Source organism: Bradyrhizobium sp. RDI18 (assembly GCF_043203335.1).
Classification (GTDB): domain Bacteria; phylum Pseudomonadota; class Alphaproteobacteria; order Rhizobiales; family Xanthobacteraceae; genus Bradyrhizobium; species Bradyrhizobium retamae.
On record NZ_JBICRN010000006.1, the window covers coordinates 1,463,470 to 1,483,816 of the forward strand.

A 20,347-nucleotide genomic window follows, 5' to 3' on the forward strand; every position below is an offset into this window, starting at 1 on the left:
TCACTGCCCCGCCGCGATCAGATCCTGCAGTTCATCTGCATCGAACTCCTGCTCGATCAGCCTGATCGACACGACGCGCGCGAATGACGCGAGGTCGGGATGAACGAACAGATCCGAAACCGGGATCGACACGCCGATCTCCTGCGACACCCGGCTAAGCACCCGCACCGCCAGCAATGAGTGTCCCCCGAGCTCGAAGAAGTGATCGTTGCGTCCGATCTGCTCGACGCCGAGCAGTTCGGCCCAGATCTTCGCCAGCGCGATCTCGATTTCGTCCTCGGGCGCCTCATAGCCGCGGCGTGCCTGGCCATCCTCGTGCGGCGACGGCAATGCGCGACGGTCGGTCTTGCCATTGGGGGTCAGCGGCAATTGCTCGAGCACCATGATCGCCGATGGCACCATGTAGTCGGGTAGAATGGCCGACAGCGCATCACGCAAGGCGCGGCCGTCAAGGGTCGGCTCGCCGCTCGCATAGGCGATCACCTGACGGCCGGTCCTGCTCTCTTGCGTCACCGCGGCGACGGCGCGCACGCCGCGCTGCTCGAGCAGGCGCGCCTCGATCTCTCCCAGTTCGATACGGAAGCCGCGGATCTTCACTTGCTGGTCCGCGCGGCCGACATAGTCGATCACGCCGTCTGCCCGCCACCGCGCAAGGTCGCCGGTACGGTAGAGGCGCGCGCCGCTACCGCCGAACGGATCCGGGACAAACCGTTCCGCCGTCAGCGCGCCCCGGTTCAGATAGCCTCGCGCCAACCCAACACCGCCGATGAACAGCTCGCCGGTAACGCCAACGGGCACGATGTTGAGATCGGCGTCGAGAATGTAGGCGGACCTGATGCCAACGGGCCGTCCGATCGGGGCCGGCAGGCCCGGCGTCAACGCGGCGTCGTCGACGAGCCACGCTGTCGGCGCGATCACCGTCTCGGTCGGGCCGTAAGCATTGACCAGAAGGTCGACATCGGCGGTCTGGCGGAGCGCTTTGATTCCGGTATCCGACCAGGCTTCGCCGCCGACAATGCAGGCCCTGATCGCAAGCCGGCGCCCGCTCTGCCGCAACGCTGCGCTCAATTGGTCCGCATAGGCCGGCGGCAGAAAGATCGACGTTACCGAGCTTCTCGCAATCTCATCGACGAGGTCGTCGATCAATAGACCTGGCCTGGACGGCAGCACGAGCGAGCCACCTGTCATCAGCGGCACCAGCCAGCGCTCGTGGGCGATGTCGAAATTGATCGAAGCCGACTGGAATTCCCGGTCGCGGGAAGTCATGCGGTACAGCCGGCCGATCGCTTCGCAATGCATCGCCAACGGCCCATGCGTTACCGCCACGCCCTTCGGCGTGCCGGTCGAACCCGACGTGTAAATCACGTAGGCCAGACTATCCGGATGAATCCCGACATTCAGATTGGCTGTATCTTCGCCGACGGGCCGCTGCGGCTCGTCGATGCACCAGGCCTCGACGCCGGTTTCGCGCAGCACCGGCGCGAAAGGTTCGAGCAGCGCGCTTTGCGTCAATACCAGTGTCGCCGCGCTGTCGCGCAGCATGTAGGCGAGCCGCTCGGCCGGATAATCCGGATCGAGCGGAAGATAGGCGCCGCCTGCTTTCAGGACGGCCAGCAGCGCGACCATCATTTCAGGGCTGCGCGTCAAGGCGATGCCGGTCAGGCGATCCGGAGCAGCGTTCCAAAGGCGAAGCCGCCGCGCAAGCTGGTTGGCCCGGGCATTCAACTCGCCATAGCTTAGGCGCTGGTCGCCCCACACAATCGCAAGTGCAGAAGGCGCCCGCGCGGCTTGCGCCTCGATATGCGCAACGACGCCGACATATGAAGCACCTGCCGCCGAACGGCCGGCGCCGCTCCATTCCAGAATTTGCCGGGCCTCATCACCGGCGGATAATCCGAGATCGCCGATCGGTCGCTCCGCACTGACGGCGATCCGCTCCAGCAATCCATGCAGCATGTCCCGCAGGCGCCGGACGGCAACCTCATCAAAGCGGGCGCGGTCGTAGTTGAACTCGAGATCGAGCCGCTCGCTTCCGGCGAACACGGCAACCGCCAGCGCATAATTTGTCGGCGTCACATGTTGCACCCGTCCCAGGCGCGGGCCGCTCTCCCCCGTTCGCCGCAGCGCCTCATCGATCGGATAGTTTTCGAACACCAGAATGCTGTCGAACAACGCCTGCCCGGCCTGGCCGGCGAGGCGCTGGATTTCGTAGAGCGGCGTCCAGCCATGCTCGCGCAGCGCCAGGTTCTGCTCCTGCAACTGACGCAGCCACTCACCTACCAGCGCTTGCGGACTCGGCGCATCGACAATCGGCAACGTATTGATGAAGAGGCCCACCATCTCCTCGGAGCCCGGCAGGTCTGCCGGACGGCCCGACACGGTCACCCCGAAACAGACCGCGGCCTGCCCCGAATGACGCCGCAACAACTGCGCCCACGCAGCCTGAACGAGCGTATTGAGCGTCACGCGCTCGCGTTTCGCAGATGCCTTCAGCCGTTCGGTCAACTCCGGATTCACCGAAAGCGCAATGCTGGCGTGTCCTTCCGCCTCCGATGCCTTGTTCGTAGCCGGCGCATTCGCCAGCAAAGTCGGCGCTTCGAGCCCTGCCAAAGCGTCGCGCCAGACTTTTTCGGCGCCTGCGTGATCGCGACTTTGCAGCCATGCGATGTAGTCGCGATAGCTGCCCTGCACGGCCGGCAACGCGCCGCCGCTCACATGCCGAAACACCTCCGCAACCAGCCGCGCCGAGCTCCAGCCGTCGACAAAGATGTGGTGGTGGGTCCAGATCAGCCAGTGGCGCTTGTCGTCGAGCCGGATCAACCGCACCCGCTGCAGCGGCGGCTGAGAGACGTCAAAGCCGCTCTCGCGCTCCCGCCGCGATGCTTCCGCCAGCGCGGCATCCAGTTCAGCGCGTCCGCCATTGCGTTCCAGCGCTGCCCTCCGGTTGCGCCAATCCTCTTCGACGAACGGCACTGTCACATGACGGCGCACAACCTGCTGGGCCGCGCCTGACACGTGCTGCCAGACAAAGCCGGTCCGCAAGGCGGCGTGCCGGTCACACACCGCTTGCCACGCGACTCGAAGCTTGTCGGCCTCGAAGCCGAACAGCTCGAGCCCGACCTGGTTGACATAAGCATCCTTGTCGCCATCGCGGACCGCGTGGAACAGCATGCCCTGCTGCATCGGCGAAAGCGGATAAATGTCCTCGATGCTGCGGAGATCGAAAGTCGCCAACCGATCGAGATCGGCCTGGTCGAGCCCGGACAAGGCGACGTCCGAAGGCGTGAGACCAGATGCTCCGCTGCAGCAATGCGCCACCAGCTCCCGCAGTGCCATTTCGCAAAGTTTCGCCAGCCGCTCGACCGTCTCTCGCCGATAGCGCTTGCGTCCGTATCCGAACGACAGATGCAGACGTCCCTCACGCACCAGTCCGGTGATGTTGAGCCATCCCCGCAAGGGAGCAGCGGAGCTGCGCGACGCACCCGCGCTCTCGGGCGCGAATCCGAACAGCGAGGAAGCGCCCACGCTGCTGTCGAAACGGCCGAGATAGTTGAAGACGATCTGCGGCTCCACCAGTTGCGCCAGCGCGTTGCGCTGATCCTCCGAGCCGAGATAGCGCAACACGCCGTAGCCAAGCCCACGGTTCGGAATCGCGCGAAGCTTCTCCTTCACCGTCTTGATCAGGGAGGCGTGGTCGTTCGACCCGCCGTGCAGCCGCACCGGGAAGGCCGTCGTGAACCAGCCGACCGTCCGGGAAACATCCGCGCCGGGAAAAATGTCTTCGCGGCCGTGCCCCTCGATCTCGACCGTCACATCGTCGCGCTGGCTCCAGCGCGACACGGCACGCGCCAGGCTCGCAAGCATGAGGTCGTTGACCTGCGTCCGATAGGCCGACGGCGCATCCTGCAGCAGGCTCGACGTCACTTCGGTATCGAACACCAGCGACACCTCTTCGCCGTCACCGACGCGATCGACGCCGCCATGGTCATCGTCGCACGGCAGGCTTGGACCCGCCGCACAATCGAGCCAGAACGGCAGTTCGTCAGCAAGGTCCCTGGTCACTGCATACGAATGCAACCGCTCGCCCCAGGACGCATAGGACTCGCTCTTCGACGGCAGCATCACGGCGGCGCCTCTCTTCAACTGGTCATAAGCTGAAGCGAGGTCTTCGAGCAGGACCCGCCAGGATACGCCGTCGACAACCAGATGATGGATCGCGATCAGCAGCCGCTGGCTGCCGTCCGCAAGGTCCATCGCCACCGCACGCAGCAAACGACCCGAGGACAGCGACAGGCTTCCCTGCGCGGCCGATGCAAGCGCGGTGAGCTGTGTCGCGTCTTCGACATCGGTATGGATCCACAGCAACTCCGACGGCGATGGCGGCGTACCCTGCGCCGCGCGCCATGCGCCGTCCGCCTGCGCGAACCGCAGGCGCAACGCATCGTGATGATCGACGATCGTCGCCAGCGCACGCCGCAGGGCCTCCCAGTCCATCCGCGATTGCGGGACCAGCAACACGGCCTGATTCCAGTGATCCCGGTTGCCGATGTCTTCGCTGAGAAAACGTGCCTGAATTGGCAGCAAATGACGCATGCCGGTTGCCGCATCGGTCGAAACCTTTGCGGTCGAACTCTCCTTCCTTGCCACAGGTGCTGCCGCGACGGCGGCAACGGCTGCCAATCCGGCCACGGTCTGCTGGCCGAAGACCTGCTTCGGCGTCAGGCAAATGCCGCGCTTGCGCAGACGTGCGATGATCTGCAGGCTGAGAATGGAATCGCCGCCAAGCTCGAAAAAATTGTCGGTGCGGCCGACACGTTCGCGACCGAGCACCTCACGCCACACCGCGGCAATCTGTTCCTCCGTGTCTCCCAGCGGCGCGGAATAGTTCGCGGCCACCACATCTCCCACCGGCTCCGGCAGCGCCTTGCGGTTGACCTTGCCGTTTGGCGTGAGCGGCAGCCGCTGCAGAACAATGATGTGCGACGGCACCATGTAATCCGGCACCGCCGCCGCCAATTGCTGCTTCATCACATCCGGCTTCGGTGTGGCGCCTATGGCGGGCACACAGTAAGCAACGAGCTCCTGGCGTTCGGCGCTATCGCCGATGGCGCGTGCGACAACCACCGCGTCATCGATCCCCTGCAGCGCCTTGATCGCGCGCCCGACTTCACCAAGCTCGATGCGATAGCCGCGCAGCTTGATCTGTTCATCGCCACGGCCGAGGAATATCAGCCGGCCTGCCCGATCGCAGCGAACGCGATCGCCGGTGCGATACAACCGCTCCCCGGCCGATCCAAACGGGTCCGGAATGAAGCGCTCGGCGGTCAAGCCGGCCTCGCCACGATAGCCCCGCGCGACGCCGGCGCCTCCAACATAGAGTTCGCCGGCTACGCCGATCGGAACCTCGTTGAGCGCATCATCCAGAACGTGCGCGCGCAGATTGGCAAGCGGCAAGCCAATGGGAACCGAACCCGTCTCGCCTGCAGAGTCACATTCATGCGTGACCGCGCCAACTGTCGTTTCCGTCGGCCCGTAGTGATTCAGAATTCGGCATTGCGGCCGCAACTGCCGGATCTCGTTCGACAGCGCGGGATCAGTGGCTTCCCCACCCAGGATCAGCGCATCGCTCGGCAGGAGATCAGCCGAGCGCGAAGCCTTTAACAGCCCTCGCAGATGGCTGGGCACGATCTTGAGTATGCCGACGTCGCCGTCCCGCATGGCTTTCGCGAACGCATCCGCATCGAACACAACTTCAGGCGGCAACAAATGCAGCGTCGCGCCGGAGGCGAGCGCACCGAACAGGACGGTGTGGCCGAGATCCGCCGCTACCGTCGAGACCATCGCCATGCTCGCCAAGTGCTGCGGCTGCAGACGTTGCAGCAGGGCCTGCACGTAATTGGCCAACGCACCGTGCGAGACGGCAACGCCCTTCGGCGTCCCGGTCGATCCGGAGGTATAGATGACGTAAGCGGTCTGCGCCGGATGGATCACATTGTCGAGCGGTACGCTCGATGTATCCCCGCGCGCCGCTTCGGCATCGAGCACGAGGCAATCGAGTGCACGCGCTTCCGCCAGCTTCTCGGCGGCTGCCAGCACGATATCGATGCCTGCGTCCTTCAGGATGCGCCTGATGCGCTCCAGCGGCCATTCCGGATCGAGCGGCACATAGGCGCCGCCCGCTTTCAGCACACCAAGCAGCGCAACGACAAAGGCAGGCGAGCGCTCGATCCACAGCGCAACCGGCACCTCGCGCGTCACGCCCTTGCTGGCAAGCATGTGAGCGATGCGGTTCGATTTCCGCTCCAGCTCGGCGAACGTCAGCGTTTCGCTGCCGCACCGGACGGCAACCGCGGCCCGGCGATCGATCGTGGACGCGCGATGAAGATTGACCACATCGGTAAATCCAAACGCGGCTGCCTCGCTCGACACGACCTGCCGGTTCGCATCGTCGATGACGAAGTCCGATATCCGCCGCTCCGCATCTTCCGCGATCTGGCGCAGCAATGAACCGAATTGTGCGGCCAGTCGCGCAATCGTGGGGGAATCGAACAGATCGGTGGCGTAGTTGAACGTCGCCTTCATGCCGCCGGCGCCATCGACGATGTCGAGCGCGAGATCGAAATGCGAACCCGCGAGGTCCATGATGTCGATCTCGGCGGTGAGCCCCTCGACGCCGTCGAACCCGCGCGGCGCCGTCATGTAGTTGAACTTGGCCTGGAACAGCGGATTGTGCCCACCGCTTCGTTCAGGGCGCAGCCCGTCGACCAGCATTTCGAACGGCAGATCCTGATAGGACAGCGCTTCGATCACCGCGTCCTTGACCTCTCGGAGCAGGTTCGCGAAGGTTGCGCCATCGGCAATCTCGGCGCGCAGCACCAGCGTGTTGACGAAACAGCCAATCAGCCGCTCGATTTGCGCGTGACGGCGTCCCGCGACCGGCACGCCGACGCGCAAATCGCCCTGCCCCGTATAGCGATACAGCAGCGCCTGATATGCCGCGAGCAGCAGCATGAAGACGCTTACGCGATATTTTGCGGCGATCTCCCGCAAGCGGGCGGCCAGCGCGCCGTCGATGGCAAGGCCGATCGTATCGCCGGCATGACTTTGCGTTGCCAGACGCGGCCGGTCATGGGGCAGCGCCAGCACGGGGTGCGCGTCACCCAGCTTTGCGCGCCAATAGGCGAGCTGCCGGTCTCCGTCGCCACAAGCGAGCCAGTTTCGTTGCCAGACCGCGAAATCCGCATACTGCATCATCGGCACCGGCGGCCGGCCTGCGTCCTGCCCGGTGCCGTTGCGGTAGAGTCCTGCCAGCTCTTCGAGCATCACGTCGAGCGACCATCCATCGACGACGATGTGATGAGCAAGCAGCAGCAATTCGTGCGCATCATCTGCGAACTGAAGCAACAGCGCCCGCAATTGCGGCCCATTGACAAGGTCGAACGGTTTTCCGAGTTCGGACCGTCTGGCTTCCGCCGCATGCTCGGCGGAAAGCCCACGGAGATCCTGGTGCCTGATATCGACGCCGAGGGCGTCGTGAATAACCTGCCTTGCGCGACCATCCGTTGCGACGAATGTGGTGCGCAGCACCTCGTGACGCTGAACGATCTCCGCAATCGCCTGCGACAGGGCGGTATGGTCGAGCTTTCCCTTGAGCCGGATCGTGCTCGCGACCGTATAGGCCGTACCACTGGGGTCCAGATTCCAGAGAAACCACAGCCGTTCCTGTGCATGGGACAAGGATACGCGGTCGGCCGGTGCTGCCCGCTGGATCGGGGGAAGCGCCCTCTTCGCGCCCTCGCGCAACTGGGCGTCGATATGATCGGCGAATGCTGCAAGCCTCGGCGCGTCGAAAAAGCTGCGCAATTCCAACTCGACGCCGAAGCGTTCGCGAAGCGCCGCGGCGATCTGGCCCGCCGCGATCGAGTTTCCGCCCAGCACGAAGAAATCGTCCTCGCGGTGTACCGCCTGAACGCCCAGCGCCTCGCACCAGATCGATGCCAGCACGCGCTCGGTGTCGGTTACGGGCGCCGTCAGCGTCGTGCCATCGCGGCGTCGCCCTCGCTCGAACACCATGAAGCTGTCGAGCGTGTTGTTGGCCCAGCCGGCGGCGCAGGCGGAGCGCTGCAGTTTTCCGCTCGTCGTCAGCGGCATCGCTTGCGGGTTCAACAGGACGATGACGGCCGGATATTCCTGTGCCTGCCGCAGCACGGCCTCGCCGATCGCTTGCGCAAGCGCCTCGGGACGCTCGCGCTTGAGAACGGTACGGCTGAACTCTGCCGCAACGCCAATGCTTTCCCGTCCATCGATCTCGACCGCAAACACGGCAACCCGTCCGCTACGGACGGATTCGACCTCGGCCTCGACCGCCTGCTCGACGTCAGTCGGATATACATTCTGGCCGCGAACGATCAGCAGGTCCTTGAGCCGGCCCGTCACGATCAGCGTGCCGTCCTTGACGAAACCGAGATCTCCGGTACGCAGCCAGCGCATGCCATCGCGCTCGACGAAGGCCTTTTGCGTGGCTTCGGGATTGTTCCAGTATCCGAGCGCGACACTCGGGCCGGCGACCCAGATCTCGCCGATTTCATCGGCCGGTGCCGCCATCGATCCATCGATGCGCATGATGCGCGTGACGTGGTCCGCGACCGTCCGGCCGCACGCCACGAGATCGGTGCCCTCGTCGGCTGTTGCGACGCGGCCCGCCGCAAGCGCCGCCGTATCGAGGGTATAGCTCACAGTATTGATCGAGAGGTCACCTGCCGTCACCAGCAGCGTCGCCTCGGCTAGGCCGTAGCAGGCGTTCAACGCTCGTCGAGCGAACCCGGCCGGCTCGAATCGTTTCCCGAATCTGCGGAGCGTACTGCTGCGAACAAACTCCGAGCCGGAGAATGCAAACTTCCAGCGGCTGAGGTCGAGCCGGTCGATCGTTTCGTCGGAAATGCGGTCGGCACACAGCGCGAAGGCAAAGTCGGGTCCACCACTGATCGTGCCGCCGTGACGATCGATGGCCTCAAGCCAGCGTCGCGGCCGCTCGAGAAAATTGCGCGGCGACATCAGGACGGCGGTAAAGCCGGTAAACAGCGGATTCAACAGCCCGCCGATCAGTCCCATGTCGTGATAGAGCGGCAGCCAGCTCACGAAGACGTCGTCGAGCGCCCCTCGGGCCACGGCCTCGATGGCCTTCTCGTTGGCCGTCAGGTTAGCGTGCGAGACGCAAACGCCTTTCGGCTGCGAGGTCGATCCGGACGTGTACTGCAGGAAGGCAATCGCATCTGCCTCCGGCCTCGTCTCGCGCCACTCCGCAGCAAACGCCGCCGGTATCGCATCTACCGCGATCATCTCTACGTTCGCCAGCTCGGGAAGTGCCGCTTCCACCCCGCAAAGCAGCGCGGCTTCCGTCAGGATGAAGCGAGGCGTCGCATCGCGCAGAATGCCGTTGAGACGCCCCGCATAGCGTTCGGCGCCGCCCTCCGGCGGATAGGCCGGGACGGCGATCACACCGGAATACAGGCACGCATAGAACGCCACGGCATAGTCGAGGCCGCTGGGCAGCAGGATCACCGCGCGCTCGCCTGCGCCGCCCAACTGCTGCAGCCGGGCTGCGACGGATCGAATCCGGGCGTCGAGATCGGCAAACGTCAGCTCTTCGGCGACGCTGTCTCCCTCCAGGAAGCGCAACGCGATCCGATCGGAGCGTAACGCGGCGTGGCACCGTAGTCGTTCGACGAGGTTATCTCTGTACATCTTCTCGAATCCAGTCCGCGCGCGACGACTATTCTCGCCGCCCGAAATGCCGATCAGCCCTGCCGATGCGCTTCCGCCATCGCGACGATCACCTTGCGCGGCCCCTTGAACGGCGCGCGCGCATGCGCGGTGAGCATGTTGTCGAGCATCACCACATCGCCGGCCTGCCAGGGAAAGCTGATCTTGTGCGTTTCGAGAACGTTGCGGACGGTGGCGAGCGTCTCGTCGTCGATCGGCGAACCGTCGCCGTAGAAGACGTTACGCGGCAGTTCAGTCTCGTCGCCGACCACGTCGAGCAGACTCTCGCGAACTTCCGGCTCGAGATTGGAGACGTGAAACAAATGGGCCTGGTTGAACCAGACCCACTCTCCCGTCACCGGATGCCGTGCCGTCCCCTGACAGATCTGGCGCGTGCGAAGCTCGCCGTCTTCCTTCCATTCGCATTCAATGTCGTGCCCGGCGCAGTAGGCCTCGACATCCGCCTTGGACTCCGTGCCGAACACCTGCTGCCAGTCGACGTCGAGCCCGTTGCCGTAGTTCCGCACATACATCACGCCCTTCTCGGCGAAACGCTCCCGAATCGCCGGCGGCATGTCGCGATAGATGGCGCGGCTGTCGGCGATCGGCGTTTCGCCGCCCTCCTGCGCCGGCTGCATGCAATAGAACCAGATCTTCATCGGCCAATCGCGCGTGTAGGCTTGCTCGTTGTGCAGCGGGATGTGCTGGTGCGGCGGGTACTCCGTGGAGGTGTAGACGCCGGAGGTGACCTGCGAGCGCGGCGTCGATCCAAACTCGTAGGTGAGCAGCGGATGACCGAAATCGGCCGCGAACGCCCGGAACGCGTCAGGGCCGTCGAGAGAGAAATCGCGAAACACGATGCCGCCGCAGTCGGTCAAATGCCGGTCGATGGTATCGCGCAGCACGGGAAGCGCCGCGCCGAGCGGCTGCCCGGCCTTGTCGGCCTTCAGCAACAGCGGAAGCGTTCTGCCTTCAATGAGTGGCTGGACGGAGAATACGCTCATGATCCTCGCTCCGATGCGAACCAATCGATCGCCCCGACCGTCGGGCCAGGGCCGATCCGATCAGGCCGAGCAGTTCGGCTTGCTGCGTGTGAATGAAGAAGTGATGGCCCGGCAGCACGTCGAGCGTGAATTCCTCCGACGTTTCCTGCCGCCAGGCCTGCAACGATCTGTGGCTGGTCTCGTCGTCGGCGCCGCCGAAGACGTGCACGGGACACGACAACGGATGCCGCCGCCGATAGACATAGGCGCCGCACATCAAAAAATCGGCGCGGAGCACCGGCAATGCGGACCGCATCAGCTCCGCATTTGACAACGCCTCATCCGGCGTGCCCTGCAGATCGCGGAGTTCCTTCAGCAACGCCTCGTCGCTCAATGGCAGGCGCCATTTGCTGCCGTCTCGAACGGCCGGCGCCTCGGCGCCCGAGGCAAAGATAATGGCCGGAGCAGGCGCGCCACGATCACGCAGGAAATGCGCGAGTTCGAACGCAATCAGCGCGCCGAGGCTTTGTCCAAACAGCGCATAGGGCGCATCAAGCTGGGTGCGAAGTTCGGCAGCGAGCTGCCATGCAAGCGCGTGGGGGTCGGTCGCCAGCGGCTCGTCCATGCGCGCGCCGCGCCCGGGCCATTCCACCGGGTAGACATCGATCCATGACGGCAAAAGCCTGCGCCACCGCGCATAGAACATGGCGCTGCCGCCGGAGTAAGGCAGACAAAGAAGCCGCATCGGAAGACAAGGCTCCGTTGGCTTAAGCCGACTTCTGCGGCGCCGTCTCGTCCATGAATTTGCGCAACGTTAGCGGGCGCGTGTCGGTCCACACCTGCTCGATGTGTTCGAGGCATTCCTTCTTGCTGCCCGTCTTGCCCACTGCTTTCCAGCCGTTCGGAATATCCTTGAACGTCGGCCAGATGGAGTATTGCTCTTCGTGATTGATAACGACGGTGAAGGTGACGTCGTCTCTGTCGAACACCATCATGGTTCGGTCCCTCTTCAGAAAACGAAAGCAATGGCGTGTTGACTAGGTCAGAAGCAAATCATGGTCAAAGCAATATCGACGACGAAGTTTTTAATAGCTCCAAGTTGGCGATAGCGTGACACGATGCAACCTCCGCGCTTGCGAGCCGGCGCGCATGACAAGTGACTGATTGGCAAAGCGATGCGCAGTTTCTTGCAATTCTAACTCGCCAGGCGGGAACCTTTTTGATTCTCGAAATCGCACATCCAACGTCCGACGATTTTTCATCGCATTGTCATCAATTTCGATGAGTCAGTTTTGCGACACCATCAGATCAAAGAAATGCCGCCGCGGATGAGAGCCGCGGCAGCAGGCGTTTCAGGTGATGCGAACGGCATAGTGTTTAGAAGTTGAATGTCGTCGACAAGAGATAAGTGCGCGGGGCAGCAAGCGTGATCACGCCGCTGTAGGCCGACGCCCAATAGGCCTCGTTGAACACGTTCTCGATGTTGGCGCGTACGACAATCGGCTTTCCGTTCCAGGGCGACGTAAAGGTATATCGCGCTCCGATATCGACCCGCGTCCACTCAGGCAGCGTGAGGGTGTTGGTCTCGTTGACATATTGCGGACCGGTATAAATGACCCTTGCCGTGAGGGTCAGGTCACGCATGAACGGCGTGTCCCAATCCACTCCGATGTTCGCGGTGAGCGCTGGCACGCCAACCGCCTTTTTGCCGTTGTTGCTTGGGTCTCGGGCCTGCTCCTGCACGCCGTCGATCAAGGCTAGGCCACCAAGCAATCGAATCGCCGGCGTGATTTCGCCGAATACGTTGATCTCCGCACCGCGGTTGCGCTGTCTGCCGTTGAGTTCCTGGGTCGCAGTCACACCGGAGCCCACCGTGATGATGCTCGGCTGATTGATGTCGAACACACTCAGCGTGGTCGTGATACGGCCTGCGTCGATCTTCACGCCCGCCTCGGCCTGTTGGGTTTGCGCGACCGGGAACACAGTCCCGCGATTGGCATAGATGCCACTGACGACAGTCGGTGTCTGGAGCCCTTCGATATAATTTGCGTAGAGCGAGATATTCTCGACCGGCTTGACCAAGATGGCATAGGCCGGGCTCCACACGGATTCTTCCTGAAAGGGCCGGCTCGGGTTGGCGAGGGTTGGAAAGAAGTTTAACACCTCGCTTCCAGCCGTCTGACGACGAAGGCCGACCGTGAACTGGACGCGCTCGTTCAGCATCGACATGGTATCGGTAACGCCGATGCTCGACACCCTCACACCGGTAATCTGATTGGCAGCCAGAAACGTGAAGTTGGGCTTGGGAATATTGGTCGGCTCGTTGTAGAGGTTCCAGAAGATAATGTCGGCGACAGGATTATTCGAACGCGTCCGGACCTGCTGCGTATAGGTTCGGTCGTTGATGGAGTAGTTGGCGTTCAGCGCATGATTGATGGGGCCGGTGTCCACCGTTGCACGAAGGCCCGCCTCACCTGCGAGCGTCTCGAACGTCTCCTTGCCGGCAAACGGTCGCGACCACAGGCCTCCCAATTGGAACGTCGCTGGTATCGCTGGATCGGGCGATAGGCGACCCGGCACAGCATTGGAGATGTTGGGTGAAGGATAGGCATAGTTGATATTGCTGTCGTGATAGCCAAACGCCGCATAGGCGGTTAGCGAGTCGGTGACATCGACCTCACCTTTTACAGTCGAAAAGAAGTCCGTCGGCGCATAATAGGCCCACGGAACCTGGAAATTGTGTCCGGCTTTCGGCGGCGGAGGAATAATGGTTGTTGTGGGAGCGACTGTAAAGAAACGCAAGGGCGGCTTCAGATTGTCGGCCTGGTAGCCGACATCAACCTCCATGCGCGCGTTCTCACCGCGGTAGTCGAGACCGAGGTGAACGTTGCCAAATTCGTCGGTCTGACGATTCCAGGGCGTGTTGCCGTTTGAATAGGTGCTGTTCAGCCGAATGCCCCATTCCTTGCGCTCGCCGTAGCGCCGGCTGACGTCCATATGCCCGCCGAACTGCGATTTCGAAACATAGGTCCCCGTCAGCCGCGTGATGTCGACGTCGAGAGCATGCTTGGTGATGAGATTGATGCTGCCGCCGACCGCACCACCGCTCGAAACACCGGTACCGCCAGTGGTCATGCCGTTGAGCACGGCGCTCGGGCCCTTCAATACTTCGACGCGCTCGATGAAATTTGCCCCGATGGAGTAGTATGGCGCGATTCCGTACAGGCCGTTCAACCCGAAATCGCCGCTGTCGTAATAGAAGCCGCGGATGAACAGGCTGTCGGCGCCGCCACCCGCCGCCTGCACCACTCTCACGGAAGGATCGTTCGCAAGCACGTCACGGATGGTTCGAGCCTGTTGATTCGCGATCAACTCCGCCGTGTAACTGGTCTGGTTGAACGGCGTATCCATCACGCCGCGATTGCCGAGAAGTCCGAGGCTCCCGCCAGTCGCCACCTGTCCGCCAGCATAGGGCGCGGGCGGCGCGCCGAGAGCTCCAGTCGAAGGCGTCACGTACGGAACTGGCTCGACCCGACGAGGCGCTGGCGCGGCGACGCGCCGCTGCACGCGCGACGTTGATGTTTGCGTTCTCCGTGCGGGGGCGGGGCGCGCGCGTTGCTGGCTTGGAGCATCGACGGTGACTGGCGGCAAATTCTGCGCGAAGGCGCTCGAGCCGCCGGCAAAATCCAGAGAGAGCGCAAGATAGCTCACCGCTCCCAGCGAAACCGCGCGCAAAACATTTCTGGCAGCGACTTGATGCGTCATACTTCCACCCCAAAGGCCCACAAGCAGGTTCCGGCTCGTTCTAACTTCTGAGGTGGAAACGGCGAGTAGAAGCCATCTAAGGTAACGAAGCGTGCACATAACGGATTGCGTTAGTGGCGATGAGGCAACACCTCACGCTTTTCGAATCGTTCTAGACCGTATGAAGTTTTTAAGCGTTCTAATTTTGTGAGTGAACGCGAATGAAGCGATCGGCCGAGTTGTGATGCTTTGTGTGCAGCGATATCTGAAAGTTGATTTGCGCCACATCAACCCAACAGACTGCGCAACGCGCGGATGAAGATCCGCGAGCCGACTTCGATCAACTCGTCCGGAAAATCATAGTCCGGCGCATGCAGGCCGGCATGATCAACACCTGCGCCCAGGAAAAACATCGCAGACTTCGCTTGCCGATTGAACAGGCCGAAATCCTCAGAGCCGCGCAGCGGCAGGCCCCGCGTGGAGTGCGAGATGCCTTCAGCGTCTAGCGCGTTCTTCAGATGAATGACGGCCTCCGGCGCGTTCATGCAGTGAGCGAATACGTCGCCATAGGCGATCTCCATCTTCAACCGCTCGTCTTCGGCAACGCGCCGAACCAGGCTCTCAGCCTGCAAGTGGATGTTTTCCATCTTTGCATCCGTCAGCGTTCTGAGCGTCAACCAGAGCTCGGCATGCCCCGGCGAGATGCCAAACGCCGGCTCGCCCAGCCGCGCGTGGGTGATCGTGACCATCGAGAATTCGCTAGTGAGCTCGCCGCCCTGTCCCAGCGCAGGGATTTCGTTCAGCAGCCGGACCATGGCTCGTTGCGGCGAAACGCCGAGTTCCGGATTCGACGCGTGCGCCGTTCGGCCGAACAATGCGATCTGCATGCCGCGCGAGGCGCAATTGACCAAGCCTTCTGCGATGGCAACTTCGCCCAGCGGAAGGCCCGGCAGATTGTGCAAGGAAAACACGAAGTCCGGCTGGACCTGCTGAAACTTTTCGTCGGCAAGCACGGAAGCTGCGCCCGATCCATCCTCTTCAGCGGGTTGGAACAGCAACACGGCCCGCCCGCAGCGCGGACGCGTTCGGCCGAGATCGCGCGCCACGGCTGCGAGGATCGTCATATGACCGTCATGGCCACAGAGATGCGCTTTTCCCGGCACCTCGGACCGATGCGGAATCGCGGATGTCTCTTGAATCGGCAGTCCGTCCAGTTCGGCCCGAAGCATGATCGTCGGGCCCGGCATACTCCCGTGATAGATCCCGGCCACGCCGTGCCCACCCAATTCCGTGACAACCTTGTCAGCCCCGGCTGCTCTGAGAAACGCTTGTACGGTTTGTGCCGTCTCCTTCTCCTGCCCCGACAATTCCGGCCTGCGATGCAGTTCGCGGCGCCAGGCAACCAATTCGGCGAGGTCCTGTTCGCGCAAGAACATGAGCTATCCCGGGTTCGTGACCATCGAGACGATATGGCGGACGTTGAAAAATTCATCGATCGTACGCAATCTGATTCAACCTCTCCTTCGAGATGTTCCAAACGACTCATAAGCCGTCAAAACCATTGCGCAGGGAATGCCGGAATGCTCCGGCTGTACCTGTATGCTCGTGTGCGCATCTCTTTGCGCTTATTGCACACGAGACCGCGGGTGCGAGCCGGCACCCGGCATTCCCTGCACCCTCCCTTTTCGAGGGTGAGACTGGCAAGCCCCGGACGGCATGCGCCGCGGGAACGCATATCTATGTTCGGCTTTGGAAGGGGAATCGGCGGTTGACTCGGGAACCGCCAGCAATCAGAAAAAGCCCTGAAAAAAGAACGGCAAGTATAGTTGGTATAAGTAATTGGTCGGAGTGGCAGGATTCGAACCTGCGACCCCTGCGTCCCGAACCCAGTTATCGCGCCGCATAGTCCTGAAAAATCGAGAGTTTTGGCTTCATTCGACGCCGGTTATATCCGTTCGTTCCTGACGTAGTCGGGGTTATTCCGGGGTTGGCACTTGATGCAGAAGGCGAGCGGCCCACGGTAGCACCGTCAGACCGCAGAGCTCGAGCTCATCGTGCCACCCGCGGTCACTGTTCCTGCGTATCGGCCGGCGCAACTGTGAGCCCGTCGATGCCGCTGCGGGCGACGGAGTCCGTCAGAAAGCCGCTCAAGCGCATCTCGCTCAGTGCCGCGTTGACCAGCTGAAGCCGGTCCTGGTGATCGAGTGGCACGGCCACGGCTTGCGGCACACCGTAAAAATTGTCGTCGAGCATTCGCAAGCCAGGAACGCTGCGCGTTCCCCTGGAGAGCCGCTGTCGCCCGCCCGCGAAGGCAATCACGTCCCCGTTTCGAAGCCACTGGATGGCATCTCGCAAGGTATAGTCGGGCGTCTCCCGCACCTTCGCTGTGGTCAGCCGCTGCTTCAGCCACACGCCAACGCTGTCATCGGCATTCACCCCGATCACCTGATCGGGTCGGTCGAGTTCCTTCACGGACCGGAGCGGGGAATCGGCACGCACAAGCGCGCTCTGCTGCACCAGCATGTACGTCCGGGAGTAGTGCACAACGCCAGTACGCTCCGGGTTCGGAGCGACAAATCCGATGTCGGCCCGGCCGCTTCGGACCGCATCAAGCACGGCGGCGGCCGTCGGGAGGGGCGTGATGCTGACCGGCACATCAGCCCGGCGGCCCAGTTCGTGGGCGATGTCGGCGATCATACCCGAAACTGTGCCGGTTGCCGGGTCGAGGCGAGCCTGCGCGACGTTCGGACCGATATAGGCAGCGCGCAGCGTGCCGCTCGGTGCCAACACTGGGTCGGCAGCCTGCCCTGGACACGCGAGCAAGGCCGCAATCAGCGAGAGCAACGCGCACCGCATGAGAAATTTCGGGCCGATCGTCAGGCGCTGTGGGGTCTTCGTCCAGCCGCTGAGCTGCGCGGGCTCTGCGGCCAGGAATAAATTGATCAAGAGCCTGTCTCGTGTCGGAGATAGTGCGATCGATCTGCTCGAGGGACCAAACATTGCCATCGAACTGCTGCTTCGAAAGGCCAACATCGTCCGGTAGTGCCTTGGATATCAATTGGCATTGTTCGTGATCCAATCGAGCACGAAATCCGCCACCTGAAGGTTGTTCCTGTCCTGCATCATCATGTGGGAGTTGCCCTTCATCCCCACGTCGGGAAGCCGAACGATGGTGGCCTTTCCTCCCCCCCTGCTTGTTGATGCGCTCCACAACAGACTTTCGTCCTTCGTAGCGCGGGCGGCCGGTAAAGACGGGTGAGTCCAGGTGATCGCCGAATAGTTCGAGCACCGGGATGCCCCGATAAGATTCGATCTGGGCATCGGTGGGAATGATGGCTTGCGCGCCTTCGATGTTGACCACCGCCTTCACCAGACGCGGTCGCGCCTCCACGAGAGCGTCCGCAAAGGGGCCGGCGAGCGAATGCACGACGACCACGGCCGGACCGATCCTGTCAATCCATCGCGCGGCATCATCCTTTGCTCAACACGCAAACGTCAAAAAGCGGACCGCAATCCCAGCGTAACGTCGGAGAACCAAACTGCGGTAGAGGGATATCGTCAGTAGGCGGTCATTTCGAGGATGGATTGCTAATATCCGATTCTGAGCGTGCGCTTCCGGCCACCAGCGGGTTGACCCCATATAATAGTTCGATCTCGGTCACCTTATCGTACAGAGCTTCAAGTTCGAGCAGGCGCTCCTCGTCCGTCATCGGCTTTCTCATGAATCGCAAGATCGCTTTTTCAATCGGACCAGTCAGCTTAATTCGACCCATCTCCCGTAGCCTAGCTGTTCGCTCCGCGCCACCTCGATACAATATCGCTGACACCAACGTGCCCAACGCCGATAGAATAATAACTGCGTATTTCATCCACTCTTCGGCACCTATGGCGGTGGCTGCGGGACGAGGAAACGGATATGCGGCGACTATAGTTATCGCCGCCGAGAGCACGAAAACCAGTATTTGGAGAGCCCAGCCGAAAACCTCCCACGTTGTTGACCGCTTCTCATACCAGTGGCGCGTGTTCATGACATGACCACCGATCAGCGCTTTTGCCTCATCTTCAGTCAGCGTTGACTTGGTGCTGCCATCACTCATCGAAGACCTCCCAACCGATCTGCCGTGAATCTCGGTAAGGCCAACCGCCGACGAGAATAAGCACGGGCGGTGCCGTCTCAACCGGAACGTGAGAACAAGATAGCAGTCGCGCTCTCAATCGGCCACGCTTTTCGAGACAAGCCGAGGAGTGGCTTAAAACGTTGACCACACGCGCGGGCCGGGCTGCCTGGCCCAACTGGAAGCAAAGGGGGACGGGGGAGATCTCGCTTTTTCCGGCGGTAACCCATTCCAGCGCGGCGGCGGTCGCTGTATGTTAAATCTGGGTAGGAACATTCGCGAGGGGAAAACTCGTGACCAAAAAGCCTCCCACACTGACAGTGATCGACTCGGCAACGAAGCCAGATCGGCGCGCTCCGCCCGCGTCGTTGGGCAAGGCCGGTGCCGAGTTGTGGGGATCGATCCACCGCGATTACGTCGTCGAGGACAGCGCTGGTTGCCAAATGCTGCTGCGGATCTGCGAGACCGCCGACACGCTCGCGAGCTATGACGAGCAGATCGAGCGCGACGGTCCGACAATCCGCACCGCGTCCGGGATTCGCGAACATCCGCTGCTGAAACATCAGTTGGGCGCGAGATCTTTCATCGTCAGAAGCCTGCACCGGCTGAATCTTGATGTCATCCCACCCGGAACGGAGATTGGCAGGCCGAGCAGCGGCGGCGACTATGGCAGGGGAGATCGATGACTACCATTGTCAGGCGTCGAAGAAGCTCGCGAGTGCGTCTCTCCGTCTACAAAAGGCATGAACTGCTGACAGGCCAAATCGTCCACGTGGTCAGCGGTTACAACGGTTACGCTACCGGCAGCAGCACAATCCTGATGGACTACATCGACGACAACATGCGCCGCGATTGGCAAAACCATCGTGCGGAGCTGATGGCCTATTGGACATCGGGCAAGTCGGAGGTCGAAGTTTACCCGGACGATTGCCTTCCGTGGCTGTGCTTGGGCCCCAGAGACCGCCCGCCGTTGGCCGTGGAGTATTTGGACTAGGGCCCATGTCGCTCTTGCTCTCCGACTCCGAGATGGACGCCGCCCGTCCGATCCGACCGCCTGCTCGTCGAGCGCGATGCCGCCGTCGAGCTTGCGAAGGTCACCGGGCTAATCCCGTCAGACTGAACATCTAGAATAATCCAAATTTGACGTAGTCACATTTGGTAAACTTGTCCTCTGATCTCCAATCGTAAACATATTCGGTTTGGTCCAACTGAGAGCAGCTTCCGATAAGTGGAAGCTCACCGTTCGGATTTGTGATCGTTTTCCGCGTGACATAACTCCACAGCGAGTATTTGGGATCATCCTTTTGCAACCGAGAAATGACTACTGTGCCGCAAGGACCATTCGGGCCGTCGTTGGAAGTCCAATTGTTTGATCCAGCAACTCGTTTGAAAGTCTGGGTGAAGGGATTGGCACTCACCCGGCAAGTCCGGGTTTCCTGCTCATGGGTAATGCGGACCACTTCCGTCATCGTCGCTGCACTGGGACTCCTGCAATGATTGAGCAGTGCGGTGAAAACTTTGACCATGTCCTGCCTTTGCTCCACGGGCATTTTCGATATTTTGATTTTCCCTTCTTCGGGCAGATCGGTCGATGCTCCACTAAATGCAGCACCCAACTTGGAGAGGTTGTTGCATTCTTCCTGAGACATCGGTTTCTCAGTTCGCAGCTGCGCTACCGCCTTTTCAATCTTTTCTTTCAGTTCTGACACGTAAGCCTGCTTGCGAACTGAGACTTGCACCATG

The 20,347-nt window shown here is 62.0% G+C and carries 11 protein-coding genes; 2 read left to right on the forward strand and 9 right to left on the reverse strand.

The window, feature by feature from the left end; translation table 11 throughout:
• The 8 genes from ACFXS9_RS07855 to ACFXS9_RS07890 all read right to left on the reverse strand — a co-directional run bounded on the left by ACFXS9_RS07855 (position 1) and on the right by ACFXS9_RS07890 (position 18,586).
• A complete protein-coding gene (locus tag ACFXS9_RS07855; RefSeq protein ID WP_392686948.1) occupies positions 1-9,744 on the reverse strand; it encodes an amino acid adenylation domain-containing protein in 9,744 nt (3,247 codons plus the stop codon).
• Positions 9,745-9,797: 53 nt separating this feature from the next.
• Positions 9,798-10,766 (reverse strand): TauD/TfdA family dioxygenase, encoded by a 969-nt coding sequence (locus tag ACFXS9_RS07860; RefSeq protein ID WP_392686951.1) that lies wholly within the window; start codon positions 10,764-10,766, stop codon positions 9,798-9,800.
• The gene (locus tag ACFXS9_RS07865) at positions 10,735-11,490 is read right to left on the reverse strand and encodes a thioesterase II family protein (protein ID WP_392686954.1); all 756 of its coding nucleotides are present in this window, start codon (positions 11,488-11,490) and stop codon (positions 10,735-10,737) included. Before ACFXS9_RS07865 ends, ACFXS9_RS07860 begins: the two co-directional genes overlap by 32 nt.
• Before the next feature lie 22 nt (positions 11,491-11,512).
• A complete protein-coding gene (locus tag ACFXS9_RS07870) occupies positions 11,513-11,740 on the reverse strand; it encodes an MbtH family protein (RefSeq protein WP_392686957.1) in 228 nt (75 codons plus the stop codon).
• Positions 11,741-12,122: 382 nt separating this feature from the next.
• Positions 12,123-14,510 carry a TonB-dependent receptor gene (locus ACFXS9_RS07875; protein WP_392686960.1) on the reverse strand — a complete coding sequence of 796 codons (2,388 nt, stop codon included), beginning with the start codon at positions 14,508-14,510 and terminating at the stop codon, positions 12,123-12,125.
• A 266-nt stretch (positions 14,511-14,776) separates the two neighbouring features.
• The gene (locus ACFXS9_RS07880) at positions 14,777-15,925 is read right to left on the reverse strand and encodes an amidohydrolase (RefSeq protein WP_392686963.1); all 1,149 of its coding nucleotides are present in this window, start codon (positions 15,923-15,925) and stop codon (positions 14,777-14,779) included.
• Positions 15,926-16,556: 631 nt separating this feature from the next.
• Positions 16,557-17,435 carry a transporter substrate-binding domain-containing protein gene (locus ACFXS9_RS07885; protein WP_392686966.1) on the reverse strand — a complete coding sequence of 293 codons (879 nt, stop codon included), beginning with the start codon at positions 17,433-17,435 and terminating at the stop codon, positions 16,557-16,559.
• 623 nt (positions 17,436-18,058) lie between these two features.
• The gene (locus tag ACFXS9_RS07890) at positions 18,059-18,586 is read right to left on the reverse strand and encodes a hypothetical protein (RefSeq protein ID WP_392686969.1); all 528 of its coding nucleotides are present in this window, start codon (positions 18,584-18,586) and stop codon (positions 18,059-18,061) included.
• Positions 18,587-18,897: 311 nt separating this feature from the next.
• On the opposite strand from ACFXS9_RS07890, the gene ACFXS9_RS07895 reads away from it, so the two are divergent.
• Together ACFXS9_RS07895 and ACFXS9_RS07900 are read left to right on the forward strand one after the other, a co-directional pair.
• Entirely contained in the window at positions 18,898-19,290 is a 393-nt protein-coding gene (locus ACFXS9_RS07895; protein WP_392686972.1) for a hypothetical protein, read from the forward strand.
• On the forward strand, positions 19,287-19,598 hold the full coding sequence (locus tag ACFXS9_RS07900; RefSeq protein ID WP_392686975.1) for a hypothetical protein: 312 nt from the start codon (positions 19,287-19,289) through the stop codon (positions 19,596-19,598). Before ACFXS9_RS07895 ends, ACFXS9_RS07900 begins: the two co-directional genes overlap by 4 nt.
• A gap of 130 nt (positions 19,599-19,728) precedes the next feature.
• Here the strand turns inward: ACFXS9_RS07900 and ACFXS9_RS07905 are convergent, their stop codons facing one another.
• The gene (locus ACFXS9_RS07905; protein ID WP_392686978.1) at positions 19,729-20,313 is read right to left on the reverse strand and encodes a hypothetical protein; all 585 of its coding nucleotides are present in this window, start codon (positions 20,311-20,313) and stop codon (positions 19,729-19,731) included.
• Positions 20,314-20,347: the final 34 nt, after the last annotated feature.